General features: G+C 59.4%; 11 protein-coding genes. 8 read left to right on the plus strand and 3 right to left on the minus strand.

What is annotated here, in order from left to right:
- Positions 1-58: 58 nt before the first annotated feature.
- On the plus strand, positions 59-1,255 hold the full coding sequence (locus H7698_RS06150) for a DUF3142 domain-containing protein (protein ID WP_194690863.1): 1,197 nt from the start codon (positions 59-61) through the stop codon (positions 1,253-1,255).
- Positions 1,242-3,413 carry a hypothetical protein gene (locus H7698_RS06155; RefSeq protein WP_194690864.1) on the plus strand — a complete coding sequence of 724 codons (2,172 nt, stop codon included), beginning with the start codon at positions 1,242-1,244 and terminating at the stop codon, positions 3,411-3,413. Before H7698_RS06150 ends, H7698_RS06155 begins: the two co-directional genes overlap by 14 nt.
- Here H7698_RS06155 and H7698_RS06160 read toward each other — a convergent pair whose 3' ends face one another.
- Positions 3,414-4,043, minus strand: a complete 630-nt coding sequence (locus H7698_RS06160) for a LysE family translocator (RefSeq protein WP_194690865.1) — start codon at positions 4,041-4,043, stop codon at positions 3,414-3,416.
- Between the two features lie 143 nt (positions 4,044-4,186).
- On the opposite strand from H7698_RS06160, the gene H7698_RS06165 reads away from it, so the two are divergent.
- On the plus strand, positions 4,187-4,660 hold the full coding sequence (locus H7698_RS06165; RefSeq protein WP_194690866.1) for an Lrp/AsnC family transcriptional regulator: 474 nt from the start codon (positions 4,187-4,189) through the stop codon (positions 4,658-4,660).
- A 114-nt stretch (positions 4,661-4,774) separates the two neighbouring features.
- Here H7698_RS06165 and lpdA read toward each other — a convergent pair whose 3' ends face one another.
- Positions 4,775-6,175: a dihydrolipoyl dehydrogenase gene (gene lpdA / locus H7698_RS06170; protein WP_194690867.1), complete on the minus strand. Its 1,401-nt coding sequence runs from the start codon at positions 6,173-6,175 to the stop codon at positions 4,775-4,777.
- A 213-nt stretch (positions 6,176-6,388) separates the two neighbouring features.
- Between lpdA and hflK (H7698_RS06175) the strand changes: the two genes are divergently transcribed.
- From hflK (H7698_RS06175) to cfaB, 5 genes are all read left to right on the plus strand, one after another.
- Positions 6,389-8,353 (plus strand): protease modulator HflK, encoded by a 1,965-nt coding sequence (gene hflK, locus H7698_RS06175; RefSeq protein ID WP_194690868.1) that lies wholly within the window; start codon positions 6,389-6,391, stop codon positions 8,351-8,353.
- Complete coding sequence (gene hflC / locus H7698_RS06180; RefSeq protein WP_194690869.1) at positions 8,350-9,390, plus strand: protease modulator HflC; 1,041 nt, start codon at positions 8,350-8,352, stop codon at positions 9,388-9,390. Before hflK (H7698_RS06175) ends, hflC begins: the two co-directional genes overlap by 4 nt.
- The gene (gene hflK, locus H7698_RS06185; RefSeq protein ID WP_194690870.1) at positions 9,387-10,445 is read left to right on the plus strand and encodes a protease modulator HflK; all 1,059 of its coding nucleotides are present in this window, start codon (positions 9,387-9,389) and stop codon (positions 10,443-10,445) included. Before hflC ends, hflK (H7698_RS06185) begins: the two co-directional genes overlap by 4 nt.
- Positions 10,442-12,361, plus strand: a complete 1,920-nt coding sequence (locus tag H7698_RS06190) for a cation-translocating P-type ATPase (RefSeq protein WP_194690871.1) — start codon at positions 10,442-10,444, stop codon at positions 12,359-12,361. The genes hflK (H7698_RS06185) and H7698_RS06190 overlap by 4 nt, the downstream gene beginning before the upstream one ends.
- A 184-nt stretch (positions 12,362-12,545) precedes the next feature.
- Complete coding sequence (gene cfaB, locus H7698_RS06195; RefSeq protein ID WP_162437642.1) at positions 12,546-13,733, plus strand: C17 cyclopropane fatty acid synthase CfaB; 1,188 nt, start codon at positions 12,546-12,548, stop codon at positions 13,731-13,733.
- Here the strand turns inward: cfaB and cls are convergent.
- Positions 13,730-15,169 (minus strand): cardiolipin synthase, encoded by a 1,440-nt coding sequence (cls, locus tag H7698_RS06200; RefSeq protein WP_194690872.1) that lies wholly within the window; start codon positions 15,167-15,169, stop codon positions 13,730-13,732. The two genes, cfaB and cls, sit on opposite strands and share 4 nt — an antisense overlap.
- Between the last annotated feature and the right edge of the window lie 101 nt (positions 15,170-15,270).

Below are 15,270 nucleotides of genomic sequence, written 5' to 3' on the forward strand. Positions count from 1 at the left end.
CGCAGTCGAACGCAGCCTTCGGCAGCTGCTACAGAATCACTTTTGCTCAAGGTGTTTTATGTTTTCCCGCGTGCGCCCATGGGCAATTTTCTTTTCGGTGCTGTTGCTCAATGGCTGCGAACAACCCGACGCACCGCCGCTCGATCAGCAACTCTATGTCTGGCAGCGCCAGTGGACACCGGCGCACGAAATCGCGTTGCGCGGCAGCCGCGCGGAATTTTCCACCCTACGCGTATTGGCATTGCAGGCATTCCCTCAAGCAGGCTGGAGCAGGGCGCGTATCGATCCTGCTTTGCTCAAGCGGGACGCGCGACCGCTGATTGCGGTTATTCGCCTCGATGGTCAACTCAAGTCCCTCGAACCGACCGAAATCACCGCGCAGATTCTGCAGTTGCTCAACGATTGGCAAGGGCAGGGGTTGACTGTCACTGGCGTGGAAATCGACCACGACGCGGGGAATGCTCGTCTGCCGGACTATCAGAAATTTCTCACTGATTTGCGCAGTGCCTTGCCGCCCTCCTTGCCGCTTAGCATTACCGCGCTGCCAGCCTGGCTCGACAGCCCTGAGCTGTCGGCGCTCTTGGCGACCGTCGACAGCAGCGTGTTGCAAGTGCACGCGGTGAGTGATCCACGACGTGGATTGTTCCACGTGGAACAGACCAAAAAATGGGTCGAGAAATGGAACCGTGTGACGTCGAAGCCGTTTTATCTTGCGCTTCCCGCCTATGGCGTTGCCTTGCTACCACAGACCATGGGCGCACCTGTTGTGGAAAGTGAAGTGACCCTCGAGCAGGTCGGGGAGCGCCGAGAGTTGATGGCTGATCCTAGACAGCTCAGCGAGCTCGCTCGTGATCTTCGTGACGATCCGCCCGCGCATCTGGCGGGCCTGATCTGGTTCCGATTGCCGCTGGCAAACGACCGCCGGGCCTGGAGCCTGACGACCTTGGGTGCTGTGGCTCGGGGTGAGGCGTTAGAGCATCGGCTGACGATCGAACTCTCAGCGCAAGAAGGTCTCAATGACATCAGCGTGATCAACCAGGGCAATCTCGACGGAGCCTGGCCCTCGCGTGTAACGCTTGCCGTGAAAAACTGTGAAGGTGCCGATGCGCTGGCAGGTTATGCGTTGCAACAGACTCCGGATGTGCTGACCTTCACGCGCCTGAGTGAGGGTCGCATACTCGCCGGCGAACAACGCGCTATCGGTTGGGCTCGTTGCGCACGAATCGATCAAGGAGCTTCAAATGTTCACCCGTAACTGGCCCCGTCATCTCCTGTGCTTGAGCCTTGGCTTACCGCTGGGTTCAGCACTGGCCTGCGGGCCGGACTTTCCGATGCGCCTGCTCGACAATCGTGCCCAGACCTTGGCGGAGCTGCCAGAAGGTAATTTCCGCTTCGAGATCAGCCGCCTCGGGCATGCCATTGCCGGGCTCAAAAATGTCACCGCTGCCACCCGCACACCTGATGTCGGCTACGGCGATGGGGCGGACTATGTGGAGCAACGGAGCCAAGCCGAGCTGGCGGGTTTGACCGAAGACCAGCAGGCAATGGTGAAACAGCTTCGCGGGCTGACGGATGCACATCAGGTCGAAATGCAGGGTGCGAACTTACCGGCGGAACTCAGGTTGTATCTGGCAGGCGCTGCAGCGTTCAACGCCGGGAATTTCCCGCTCGCGACCGAATATTTCCATAAAGTGCTGGCGCTTCCAGCGGATCAGCGAGCGTTGCGAAGCACATGGGCCGCGTACTCCCTGGGCCGCGCGCTGTTCGCGATGGGCGCCGATACGGACGCGGCCTCAGAGCTTCTGTCTCAGGCTCGTGAGGCGTTTCAGCAAACCCGACAGTTAAGCATCGACGGCTTCAGTGATCCTCTGGAACTGGGTGTCGCCAGTCTCGGCGAAGAAGCTCGTGTGGCGCGAACGGCGGGCGACTGGAACAGCGCCATCGAGCTCTATGCCACACAGAATCTCCATGGATCGCCGGTGGGCTACAGCTCATTGAAACAGCTGACCGCCGAACTGGCCGCGATGTCTGAAGAACCGTTAACGCAGTTGCTCACGGGGAGACCGGTGCAGCAACTGGTGACTGCGTCCTTGATCAGCCGTCTGGGTTGGTCATTTGGTGATCAGCCACCCAATGAACTGAAACTGATCAAACTGCTGCAAAACAGCACGCGAGGTAGCCTCGAGAACGCTGATCGGCTGGCGGCGGTCAATTATCAGCAAGGTGATTACGCCAGCGCCAAAGCGTTCCTCGAGCACGCAGGGGACGGAGGATTAGCATGGTGGCTACGGGCGAAACTGGCGCTGCGCGATGGGGATAAAGTCGCTGCCGCCGCAGCGTATGCAAAGGCGGCTCAGGCATTCCCGCAAACTGAATCCTGGGGGGATCGACGCACGCCGGAATTCGACTATGAAACATTGCAGCCGAAATGTCGGGTCGAGGGTGAAAGCGCGATTCTGGCCTTGCAGCGCGGTGATTACCTGCAGGCGTTCGATCAGCTGTATCACAGCGGGGATATTTACTGGCTCGATGCAGCCACCGTGGCTGAGCGCGTGTTGACCGTCGATGAACTCAAGCAGTACGTGGATACGAAAGTCCCGGTACCGAAAGCCTTCAGTCAGCAGGATCTTATTGACTATGCAATGACCGCTTCCGGTCAGGAGGACAGCGATGTCGCGCCTCTGTCGGTTTCTGCAAAGTTGCGTAACCTGCTGGGGCGCCGCTTGTTGCGGGAAGGGCGCTATGACGAAGCGCCCGTGTATTTTGACAGTATCGGGTTGTACGCCACGGCCAAGTGGTATGCAGAGGTGCGCAACGACGCCGAATCGAAGTGGTGGCCAACCAAGCGTGCCTTTGCTTATTTTCATGCCGCCCAACTCGCTCGTTACAACGGCATGGAGTTATTGGGCTACGAAATGTCCCCGGATTACGCGACCTTCGGCGGCAATTACAGCCTTGAAAATAACGAGCTGAACGTTGGCCCTCTGGTGGCTCAAGAGGAAGTGAACCGTCAGCAAGCCAGCGTCGCACAACCTGATAAGCGCTATCACTACCGCTACGTGGCCAATGCGCTGGCCAGTCGCGCCGCCGACAATCTGCCTCATACCAGCCAAGCCTTCGCAGCGGTACTGTGTGCGGCAACAGGATGGAATTCCGATCCGGAAGAAAAAACAGCCTTCTATCAACGTTACGTTAAAGAAGGACCCTATGTGCAATGGGCGGTGTTCTTCGGTGAAAGTTGCCCTTATCCAGATTTCGAAAAGGCCGACAGACGTTACGTGACTCAGGCGATAGACCCGATCCGCGCCACGCTTCGGCCTTATAAAAAGTGGCTGGAGATGGGTGGGGTCGTGGCGTTTACCGCGCTGGCCCTGGTGCTGATCAATCGCCGCAAACGCAAGGCGCGAGCTTGATCACGCTTGCTGAACAAAGGTGAGTCGCACCGCGAAGCCGATCAGCAAACTGCCGAACACCCATTGCTGCAAGCGTTGAGCCGAAGGACTGCGTTGCAACCATCGGCCCATCGCAGCGCCGACCAGCGCGTATGCGCTGTCGAACAACAAGCCGACACTGACCAGCATCACGCCGAGTACCGCGAACTGCGCAAGCACCGACCCGGCGTGAGGGTCGATGAATTGCGGCAACAGTACCGAGCAAAACAACAGTGCCTTGGGGTTCAGCAGGTTAGTGAGCAACCCTCGCTGAATCGCCTCACGCCACCGCGTCTTTGCGGGTGCCGTAACGCTGCTGTCGAGGTTTGGCAGCAGGGTGGTTCGCAAGCATTGGATACCAATCCACAAGAGATACGCAGCGCCCGCCAGCCGCACCACGTCAAACGTCCAGGGCGCTGCTTTGAACAGCACCGCCAGCCCCAACGCCGCCAGCGCCACATGGCAACCTCGGGCGATGCCCAAGCCTATAGCGGTCGCCAGTGCAGCAGATCTGCCCTGTCGCGCACCGGTTTGCAAAAGCAGAATCATGTCCGGCCCCGGTAGCAAATACACAACCGCCAACGCCATGAAAAACAGCCAGAGTCCATCCATGTCGCACCCGTTCGTCGTCGATTTGGTAGTGACAGTCTAGGATGCAAGGGTGGGGCAGGTGGTTGCGATGATTGCTTCTAATGGAGTCAGTATTGGCATAATCTGCCACGTATTTCCGCTCAAGCCATCGGGATCTGCCAAAAATGAAACTGGATGCCTACGACCGTAAGATTCTCGCAGCGCTGCAACGAGAAGGCCGACTGAGTAACGTGCAACTGGCTGACGAAATCGGGTTGTCCGCATCGCCGTGTTTACGGCGCGTGCGGATGCTTGAAGAGGCGGGGGTGATTCGCGGTTACCAGGCCAATCTGGACCGTGACGAAGTCGGACTGGGCTTGACGGTGTTCGTTGGGGTCAAGGTTGAGCGTCACAATGATGAACAGGCCGAAGCGTTTCGAGTGGCTGTAACGGCGCTGCCCGAGGTGATCTCGGCGTTTCTTGTGTCGGGGGAATCGGATTTTCTGCTGCAAGTCGTGGTGCCGGATCTGCGCGGTTATGACCGGTTCCTGACGGGGAGCTTATTGAAATTGCCCGGTGTGAGTGACATTCGCAGCAACTTTGCGATTCACACCGTCAAGGCACCGGGCGGGTTGCCATTGGAGCATCTGCCGCTGTAGACCGAGTTGCTGACATCGCGAGCAAGCAACTCTCAAATTGTCACAGCTCCATTGTAGGAGTGAGCCTGCTCGCGATGGCGACCGGACAGGCAAAACACATCTTTCGGTAAACCATCACATCTGCGTCGCCATCCCCTCCACATTCATCGCCGCCTGCCGCAACGCCTCAGAGCGCGTTGGGTGTGGATGACAGGTCAGGGCGATGTCCTCCGCCGATGCGCTGAACTCCATTGCCACGCAGTACTCGCCAATCATTTCACTGACACTCGGGCCGACCAGGTGCACGCCGAGAATTTCGTCGGTTCGCTCGTCAGCCAAGACTTTGGCGAAGCCTTCGGTTTCATGGTTGATCTTCGCTCGGCTGTTGGCGGTGAAAGGAAATTTGCCGACCTTGTAAGCACGGCCTTCAGCCTTCAATTGCTCTTCGGTTTTACCGACGCTCGCCAGCTCAGGCCGGGTGTAGATCACGTTAGGAATCAGGTTGTAATTGACTTCGCCAGCCTTGCCGACGATTTGCTCGACGCAGGCCATGGCTTCGTCTTCAGCCTTGTGCGCAAGCATCGGCCCGGAGGTCACGTCACCGATCACCCAAACCCCAGCGGCTTCCGTGCGGTGGCCCTTGTTCTCGAGCATGCCGCGTTTATCGGTGGCCAGGCCGACATTCTCCAGACCCAGGCCTTCAGTGAAGGGTCTGCGCCCAATGGACACCAACACATAGTCGGCTTCCAGCAACTCGGCAGTGCCACCTGCCGAGGGTTCAACGCTGAGTTGCACGCCGTTCGCCGAGGTGGTCGCGCTGACGACTTTCGAACTCAACTTGAAGCTGATGCCTTGTTTGCTCAACGAGCGTTGCAATGTTTTTCCTGCCTCGGCATCCACACCGGGACAGATGCGGTCGAGGAATTCGATGACCGTCACCTGCGCACCCAGGCGACGCCAGACCGAACCCAGCTCAAGGCCAATCACGCCGGCGCCGATCACCACCAGGTGCTTCGGCACTTCGGCCAGTGACAGCGCACCTGTGGAATCAAGGATGCGTTGGTTGTCGATGGTGACGCCCGGCAGGGGGGTGGGCTCGGACCCGGTGGCAATGATGATGTCCTTGGCACTCAGTTCGGTTTTACCGCCGGCGCTGTCTGTCACCGTGACCTTACCCGGTCCGTCGATATGCCCCCAGCCTTTGATCCAGTCGACTTTGTTCTTGCGAAAGAGAAACTCGATGCCCTTGGTCAGGCCGGTCACGCTTTCATCCTTCTGCTTCATCATCTGGGCAAGGTTGAGGACGGGTTTGACCTCGATACCCAGGTTGGCGAATTCCGATCCCATGGCCGCTTCGTAGAGTTCAGAGGCATGCAGTAGCGCCTTGGAGGGCATGCAGCCGACATTCAGGCAGGTACCGCCGAGTGTGGCGCGACCTTCAACACAGGCGGCTTTCAGGCCCAACTGGCCGGCGCGGATTGCTGCGTTATAGCCACCGGGGCCACCGCCGAGAATCACGACGTCATAAGTGCTCATGTTGTACTCCTGGCTAGAAAGGGATCGGGAAGGGTTAAAAGTAGTTGGTCGATAAAATTACGAACGTAATATGTGCGATGCCGCACGTTTCGGTCAAGGCTTCAGCCAAGCGACAGCTTGCGCCGCTTTTGATAGAGCAATTAAGTACAAATATTTCACTACTTTCGTTATATCGTAACGAATTGAGCAGCGTGCGAAACAATCTGAGGTGGTATGCAAGTCGATCTCGATTCAGAAGAGGTGGTAGTCGCGGGACTGCCGCGCTTTCAACAGGCAGTCTTCCAGGGGCGACGATTGCGTCAGCTGCTGATCGGTTTGGGCGCTATCGTGGCTGGCGGGTTGCTACTGGCCTTCTTCGTCAGGCTGTTTTCAGCGCAATCACCTTGGCCTGCCTTGCTGGTCAATCAGAGTGCCGGGTTGCTGGTGCTGATTGCCGGCCTGCAATCGGCCCGGTTCGTGACGCAATGGCGCGCGAGGGCGTTGAACCCGCCAGCAGGGGTGCCCGCCATCGTTACGGATGACGAGCCTGTGCCGTTGGGCTGGTATGAGCGCTTGTTGGACCGCATCAATGAACGATGGCTGCGCACACTGGTGCAGATCGGCCCACCGACACTGTGGCTCGGTGGGTGGGCTCTTCTGGTGCTGTTCAGCGTAAGCCAGGTCTGGAACCTGGCATTGCCGCCCATCGCCTTAGGCTTGGCGGCCCATGTTGGCGCGGCGCTGTCGTTGTTGCTGGCATTCGGGTTGTTGGTGTTCGAACGCCAACTCGCCCAGGAAAACACCGCACAGTGGCCTGAAGCCGGGGCGCTGGCGCAACTGACACGCGTCTCCATCATCTGTCTGGTGTTAAGCGCTCTGTGCCTGTTGTTTGCGGGTGAAACAGCAGTGTGGCCCGTGCGACTGGCGGTGTTGATCGGTTTGCTGCCAGGACTTGTTGCGATCGAGTTGCTGCTACGCGCGGTGCTTTCGCTGTTCAGTCCCCGCCGCGAGCAACTGGAACCAACGCTGCTGGCGCGAAGCTTTGTCGCCGAAATGCTGCGCTGGCCACCGCAACCGTTGCTGGCGCTGCAGCATGAATTGCATAACCGTTTTGGTATCGACTTGCGGCAAATCTGGGCCTTCACGTTCATGCGCCGGGCGTTTGTGCCGGTGGTGGTTTTCGTGTCGATTGTTGGCTGGGCACTGACGGGCATCCATGAAATACCGCTGCAAGGGCGCGGAATCTACGAACGTTTCGGCAAGCCGGTGGAGGTCTTTGGCCCTGGTTTACATGCCGGATTACCGTGGCCGTTGGGCCGGGTATTGGGCGTTGAAAATGGCGTGGTTCACGAGTTGGCCACCAGTGTCGGCGAGAACCCGTTACCGGTTCTGGCCGACCCTGCGGAAGGCCCGGCCCCAACGACTGCCAATCGCTTGTGGGACGCCAGTCATGTGAACGATAAATCCCAAGTCATCGCCAGTAGCCGCGCGGACAAACAAAGCTTCCAGATCGTCAACATGGACGTGCGCTTTGTCTATCGCATCGGCCTGACTGATCAGGCGGCGCTGGCGGCGACTTATAACAGCGCTGACATACCCACATTGATTCGCAGCACGGCCAGCCGGATTCTGGTTCACGATTTTGCGTCGCGCACCCTGGATGGGTTACTCGGTGATGACAGGGTAGGGCTGGGCGAAGAGATCGGTCGGTCCGTGCAGGCAGACCTGAAGAAACTGGACAGTGGCGTCGAAATTCTCGCGACCGTGGTCGAGGCGATTCACCCGCCGGCGGGTGCAGCCAATGCTTATCACGGCGTGCAAGCTGCGCAGATCGGCGCGCAAGCATTGATCTCCCGAGAGCGCGGTGCGGCGGCGCAGGCTACCAATGAAGCGCAGTTACAGGCCAGCATGGCGCGCGATCAGGCAACCGCCAGCGCCCGGGAAATCAACGCGACTGCTCAGGCTGCCGATCTGAAATTTTCCGCAGAACAAAAAGCCTTCGCCAGTGCCGGTCAGGCCTTCGTGCTGGAGCAGTATTTAAGTCAGCTCTCACAAGGTCTCGCCAACGCCAGATTGTTGATCCTCGATCATCGTCTGGGCGGCACTGGTAACGCACCCACCATCGACCTCCGTACCTTCACCTTGCCAGCTGACCCTGTGCCAGCACGCTCTACCGCTCAGCCAGGAGTTGCCCATTGAGCCAGTCGCATACTCACGATCACGATGACCACAGCGGCCATGAACACGGTCATGGCGGGCATCACCATGGACATCACCATCACCACCACGGTGCTCCCGAGGAAGCGGGTCCTTTCCCGTGGCGACGCATGGGCTGGGCGGCATTGCTGGTAGCGTTTGCCATCGCAGCGGCAAGTCTGGTGCAAGTGCGTTCCGGGGAAGCCACGGTGATCACGCGCTTCGGCAACCCGTCGCGAGTGCTCCTTGAACCGGGTCTTGGCTGGCGGTGGCCGGCACCGTTCGAAGCGGCGATTCCTGTCGATCTTCGACTGCGCACTACGTCGAGCGGGTTGCAGGATGTCGGCACCCGGGACGGTCTGCGGATCATCGTCCAGGCCTATGTCGCGTGGCAGGTGCAAGGTGATCCGGACAACGTCCAGCGCTTCATGCGCGCGGTGCAAAACCAGCCGGATGAAGCGGCCCGGCAGATTCGTACGTTTGTCGGCTCGGCGCTGGAAACCACAGCCAGCAGTTTCGACCTGGCTAATCTGGTGAACACCGACGCCAATCAGGTCCGTATCGCTGACTTCGAAACGCAACTGCGCAAACAAATTGATCAGCAGTTGCTGGCGACCTACGGGGTGCGTGTGCTGCAGGTGGGGATTGAACGCCTGACATTGCCCTCGGTGACGTTGACCGCGACGGTCGATCGAATGCGCGCCGAGCGAGAAACCATCGCCACCGAACGTACCGCGATCGGCAAGCGCGAAGCCGCACAAATACGCTCAGCCGCAGAACGTGATGCACGCATCGTCCAAGCGGATGCGACGGTTAAAGCCGCTGACATCGAAGCCCAGTCCCGGGTTGAAGCCGCGCAGATTTATGGTCGCGCTTACGCGGGTTCGCCGCAGCTCTACAATTTGCTCCGCTCTCTGGACACCTTGGGCACGATCGTCACGCCAGGAACCGAGTTGATTTTGCGAACGGATGCAGCGCCATTTCGCGTGTTGGTGGACGGTCCACCGACGCTCGAAAACAAGACTGGGTTGCAGCCATGAACAGGGTTCCACGTGGAACAAATGAATTGAACAGCCCCTGGATTCAAGCGGGGCGATTGGCATTTCTGGGGTTGTACGCGGTGACGGTGTTAGCCGCGCTGGCGTGGGCATTCTCCAATGTGCGGCAGATCGATCCGCAGAACCGCGCGGTGGTTCTGCACTTTGGTGCGCTGGATCGAATTCAAAATGCGGGGTTGTTGCTCGCGTGGCCGCGACCGTTTGAACAAGTGATCCTGCTGCCAGCGGCGGACCGTGTTATCGAGCGTCGTGTAGAAAATCTCTTGCGCAGCGATGTCGCCCTGCAGGCTGATCGAGTGGCAAGTTTTGCGACGCCGATCAGCGATGCGCTAGCGGGCTCCGGTTACCTGCTGACCGGGGATGCGGGCGTGGTGCAACTGGATGTCCGGGTGTTCTACAAAGTCACCGACCCGTATGCCTTCGTCCTGCAAGGCGATCATGTACTGCCGGCACTCGATCGGTTGGTGACACGCAGCGCCGTCGCCCTCACGGCAGCTCGCGATCTGGACACCATTCTGGTCGCCCGTCCCGAATTGATCGGCGCCGACAATCAGGCGGCCGAACGACGCGAACGGTTGCGGGGTGATCTGGTGCAAGGCATTAATCAGCGCTTGGCCGAACTGACAGCGACGGGGCAGGGCGTGGGTATTGAGGTGGCGCGCGTCGACGTTCAATCGAGCCTGCCGGGGCCAGCGGTCAACGCGTTCAACGCCGTTTTGACCGCGAGTCAGCAAGCCGACAAAGCGGTCGCCAACGCGCGCACCGAGGCCGAGAAACTCAACCAGACCGCCAATCAGCAAGCCGACCGTTCACTGCAAGTGGCTCATGCCCAGGCGAGCGAACGATTGGCCAAAGCCTCGGCAGACACAGCGACCGTTTTGAGCCTGGCGAAGGCGCAGGAGGAGGGAACCGACCCGCAAATGCTGCTGCGCATTTACCGTGAACGAATGCCAACAATTCTCGGCCAGGCTGGATCTGTTACCACGGTCAACCCGAAAGACGATTCACGATTGATCATTCAGGGAGCTGCACAATGACTGCGCACACCGCCGGGGCACCGAGCATGTTGTCCTCGGCTGAACAACGCAGTGCCGCACGCCAACTGACCCTGGCGATGCTCGCTCTGGGTCTGCTGACGCTCGGCCTGGTCTGGCGCTGGTTGTCGCCCGAGCAGAAAGGCGTCAGTCAGTTACTGCTGGGATTTGCTTCCGTGCTGGTGGCCATCCCGGTGATGCGTTCGGCCTGGTACAGCCTGCGTTACCCCAGCTTGCACGGCATCACCGATCAACTGATTGCATTGGCGATGCTGGGCGCCTGGGCCACTGGCGATCTCCTGACCGCCGCCTTGCTGCCGATCATCATGATCTTCGGTCACGTACTGGAAGAGCGCAGTGTCATCGGTTCGCAGGAAGCCATTCATGCGCTGGGCCAACTGACGCGTAGTCATGCGCGCAAGGTCCAGGCGGATGGCAGCATCGTCGAAGTCGATAACGGCACGCTCAAAGCTGGCGACATTGTGGAGGTGCGAGCCGGTGATCGAGTGCCGGCCGATGGTCGTGTGCTGTCCGGTCAGGCGAGCCTCGACACGGCGTCAATTACAGGTGAGTCGGTACCGATGGAGGCCGGTGTCGGCATGCCGGTCTTTGGCGGTGCGATCAACCTCGATGGTCTGTTGCGCATCGAAGTGACCCGCACCGGCAATGAATCGACGTTGGGTAAAGTCATCGCGCTGATGCAAAGCGCCGAGCGTTCCAAGCCGCCGATTACCCGTTTGCTGGAACGCTACGCGGGCAGCTACATGGTGCTGGTGTTGTTACTGGCTGCCGTCACCTGGTTCATCACCAATGACGCGCAGGCGATGCTCGCGGTATTGGTGGCGGCTTGTCCTTGCGCCCTGGTGCTGTCAGCGCCGGCTACGGCAATCGCAGGCGTGGCGGTTGCGGCTCGACACGGCATCCTGATTCGCAGCTCTGCGTTTCTGGAAGAGCTGGCTGATCTGACATCGCTGGTGGTCGACAAGACCGGGACGCTGACCTTCGGCACCTTGCGCCTGCAATCCATCGACAGCCCGCTGGCGGATTGTAGCCAGGTGCTGAATCTGGCTGCCAGCCTTGGGGCCGCCAGCAGTCATCCGGTCAGCCGTGCGCTCGCTGGCCTGGTCGACCAGGAGCATTTCCTGCTGCTCTCGGACATTCGTGAACGGCAGGGGCTTGGAGTGGTGGCAATGACCGAGGCGGGGGAAGCCGCGCTGGGTCGGCCAGAGTTGTTCGCTCAACTGGGTATTACCACCAGTGCCGTTCCTGAACACGACGGACCGATTGCCGGCCTGGCGCTCGATGGCGAATTCCTCGCGTGGTTGTTGCTGGCGGATACCGTCAAACCCGAGGCGCGTTTTGCCTTGAGCGAGTTGCGGGAATTGGGTTTGGGTCGCCAGCTACTGCTGACGGGTGATCGCCAGAGTGTCGCGCACACCCTGGCTGAAGAGGTGGGCATCAAAGATGTCGAAGCGCAGGCGCTGCCTGAGGACAAGCTGAATCGTGTGCTGCAGGAAATCGGCAGCGGCTTCCGGCCGATGGTGGTCGGTGACGGGATCAACGATTCACTGGCGCTGAAGGCTGGCGTAGTCGGCGTGGCCATGGGCGCGGGTGGCGCTGACATTGCACTGGCATCAGCCGATATCGTGCTGATCGGCAGTGACCTGCGCAGGCTCGGAACCTGTGTGCGATTAAGCCGCCAATGTCGCCACACATTGCAGGTAAACGTGATCATTGGCCTGGGCTGGACCCTCGCGATTGTAGCCTTCGCGGCGTTTGGCTGGCTCGGCGCCGCAGGGGCGATGATTGCCGCTTTGCTGCATAACTTCAGCACGTTGCTGGTGCTGGGGAATGCCGGGCGTTTGTTGCGCTTCCAGGAGCCTCTGCTGAAAATGAAAGAGGACATGAGTGCTCAATGAACATTTTCAGAACTGCACGCCAACTTTGCAGTCATCTGCGTGAGGGCGAAGGACTTTGTGGGTTCGCAGCGCTGGTTTTATTGCCGCGGTGAATCATAGAAAACGGCTATTAATTCGATAGCCAGCTATTTTTCAAGGATGGTCTACCCTCTCAATCAGACGTCTGAAACAAGGGGGATTCTCCATGCTCGCGCACATTCCACCGGCCTTACAGAATCTGCAGTTACCGATACGCCTGCGACTCTGGGACGGCCATGAATACAATCTGGGGCCGACGCCGAGCGTCACCATTGTGGTCAAGGACCCGCAAATGGTTACCCAGCTCACCCATCCCACCCTTGACGCGCTAGGAGCGGCGTTTGTCGAAGGGAAGCTCGAACTGGAAGGGTCCATCAGCGATGTGATTCGCATCGTCGACGAGTGGAGTCAGGCGTTGGTGGGCGAGGACGATGACAATCAGCCTGTTCGCACGGTTCACGACAAGGAAACCGATGCCAAGGCAATCTCCTACCACTACGACCTTTCCAACGCGTTCTATCAGCTTTGGCTCGACAGCGACATGGCGTATTCCTGTGCGTATTTCGAGACCGGTAGCGAATCCCTCGAGCAAGCCCAGCAAGCAAAATTCCGCCATCTGTGCCGTAAGTTGCGCCTGCAACCCGGCGACTATCTGCTGGACGTTGGCTGTGGTTGGGGTGGCCTGGCGCGTTATGCCGCGCGGGAGTTTGGCGCCAGGGTGTTCGGCATCACACTGAGCAAAGAGCAACTGGCCCTCGCCCGGGAGCGTGTGACTGCCGAAGGGCTGGATGACCTGGTGGAACTGCAACTGCTCGACTATCGCGACCTGCCTCAGGACGGTCGGTTCGACAAGGTGGTCAGTGTTGGCATGTTCGAACACGTCGGTCACGCTAACCTTGCCGAGTACTGCAGAACTCTGTTCGGCGCGGTGAAAGAGGGCGGTCTGGTGATGAACCACGGCATCACCGCCAAGCACACCGATGGCCGTCCGGTGGGGCGTGGCGCCGGTGAATTCATCGAGAAGTATGTGTTCCCTAACGGCGAGCTTCCGCATCTGTCGATGATTTCTGCCGAGATCAGTGAAGCGGGTCTGGAAATTGTCGACGTCGAAAGTTTGCGCCTGCATTACGCACGAACGCTCGATCATTGGAGCGAGCGCCTGGAGGACAATCTGGAAGCGGCTGCCAAGCAGGTGCCGGAGCAGGCGTTGCGGATCTGGCGGTTATACCTGGCTGGCTGCGCTTACGCGTTCGCCAGGGGCTGGATCAATCTCCACCAGATCCTGGCCGTCAAAGCTCACCCCGATGGCAGCCATGAATTGCCATGGACCCGCGACGACATCTACACGCCTTAAAGGATCGGTGAAATGAGCCGGGCGATCCGCATGCCGACCTGTTGCAGGCGGTGGGTCTCCCGGCTTTCTTCTTTGGCGATCTCGTGAGCCTGCGCGAAGTCGTCGGTGAGCATCTGTTCCACTTCGCCGGCGAACACACTGTCGACGGTTAGCAGCATCACTTCGAAGTTAAGCCGGAACGAACGGTTGTCCATGTTGGCGCTGCCGATAGCGCTGATTTCACTGTCGATCAGCACCACCTTCTGATGCAGGAAACCAGGCTGGTAGCGAAACACTCGTACGCCGGCTCGTACCGCTTCGAAGGCGTAAAGGCTGGAGGCAGCGTAGACGATTCGGTGATCGGGCCGTGAAGGCAGCAGTAGGCGCACGTCCACACCACGCAACACGGCCAATCGCAGAGCGGCAAATACGGCTTCGTCGGGGATGAAATAGGGGCTGGTGATCCACACCCGTTCCGTCGCCGCGTGAATGGCCTCCACGAAGAACAACGAACAGGTCTCGTAGGCGTCTGCAGGGCCGCTGGCGAGCAATTGGCAGAGTACGCCGTCATCTGGATAGACATCCGGCAAAATCAGGGGTGGTAGCGAGCGGGCGGCCCAGAACCAGTCCTCCGCGAAGGATTCCTGCATACAGGCCACCACGGGGCCGCGCACCTGGACGTGAGTGTCACGCCACGGTGCGAGCGGGGGTTTTTCCCCCATGTACTCATCACCGACGTTGTGCCCGCCGACGAAGCCGAGCACGCCGTCCACCACGACGATCTTGCGGTGGTTACGAAAGTTGACCTGGAAGCGATTGAGCCAGCCGCTTCGGGTGGCGAACGCTTTGACCTCGACACCTGCATCTCGCAACGATTGCACATAGCTGTGGGGCAGCGAGTGGCTGCCGATTCGGTCGTACAACAAATAAATCGCCACCCCTTCAGCGGCTTTCTTCAGCAGAAGGTTTTGCAGGCGCTGGCCGAGACGGTCGTCGTGGATGATGAAGAACTGGATCAGAACAGCTTCTTTGGCGTGGCTGATAGCGCCGAAGATTGCTTCGAACGTAGCCTGACCGTTGATCAGCAAGCTCACTTCATTGTTGGCCAGGCACGGCATGCGCCCCAGCTTGGGCATTGCTCGTAACGACGCATAGGCGTTCGAGGCGCGTGCGGTGAGCGCTTCTTCTACCCAAGGGCGCCAGTTCAGCTCGGAGATCGCTTTGCGCATCTCTTCGTTAGCTTGGCGACGCGCCTTGATGTAGCCGTCGAAGGTGCTGCGACCAAAAACCAGGTAGGGAATTAGCGTCAAGTAGGGAATGAACACCAGCGAGAGGGCCCAGGCGATGGATCCCTGTGCGGTGCGTACGGTCAGCACGGCGTGGACGGCGGCGATCGAGCCAAGCGTGTGAAGCAGTGCAATCATGTAGCCGAAAATGTGTGGTCCAAAATAATCCATGGGGCAGCCTTGCTCCTGAAGATTCAGTGCTTAACAGACCATGTTCCGTGCAGAATGTCGCTAATTAAATGGCCCATGAACCGATGCCTGTGGCTGACGTC

It is taken from the genome of Pseudomonas sp. p50(2008) (genome assembly GCF_015351605.1).
GTDB lineage: Bacteria > Pseudomonadota > Gammaproteobacteria > Pseudomonadales > Pseudomonadaceae > Aquipseudomonas.

Bases quoted from the DNA above. Each gene is read 5' to 3' on its own strand.
- hflK (WP_194690870.1), top strand. From the start codon at position 9,387: ATGAACAGGGTTCCACGTGGAACAAATGAATTGAACAGCCCCTGGATT.
- H7698_RS06190 (WP_194690871.1), top strand. From the start codon at position 10,442: ATGACTGCGCACACCGCCGGGGCACCGAGCATGTTGTCCTCGGCTGAA.
- cls (WP_194690872.1), bottom strand. From the start codon at position 15,169: ATGGATTATTTTGGACCACACATTTTCGGCTACATGATTGCACTGCTT.
- H7698_RS06160 (WP_194690865.1), bottom strand. From the start codon at position 4,043: ATGGATGGACTCTGGCTGTTTTTCATGGCGTTGGCGGTTGTGTATTTG.
- cfaB (WP_162437642.1), top strand. From the start codon at position 12,546: ATGCTCGCGCACATTCCACCGGCCTTACAGAATCTGCAGTTACCGATA.
- lpdA (WP_194690867.1), bottom strand. From the start codon at position 6,175: ATGAGCACTTATGACGTCGTGATTCTCGGCGGTGGCCCCGGTGGCTAT.
- H7698_RS06165 (WP_194690866.1), top strand. From the start codon at position 4,187: ATGAAACTGGATGCCTACGACCGTAAGATTCTCGCAGCGCTGCAACGA.
- hflK (WP_194690868.1), top strand. From the start codon at position 6,389: ATGCAAGTCGATCTCGATTCAGAAGAGGTGGTAGTCGCGGGACTGCCG.
- H7698_RS06150 (WP_194690863.1), top strand. From the start codon at position 59: ATGTTTTCCCGCGTGCGCCCATGGGCAATTTTCTTTTCGGTGCTGTTG.
- H7698_RS06155 (WP_194690864.1), top strand. From the start codon at position 1,242: ATGTTCACCCGTAACTGGCCCCGTCATCTCCTGTGCTTGAGCCTTGGC.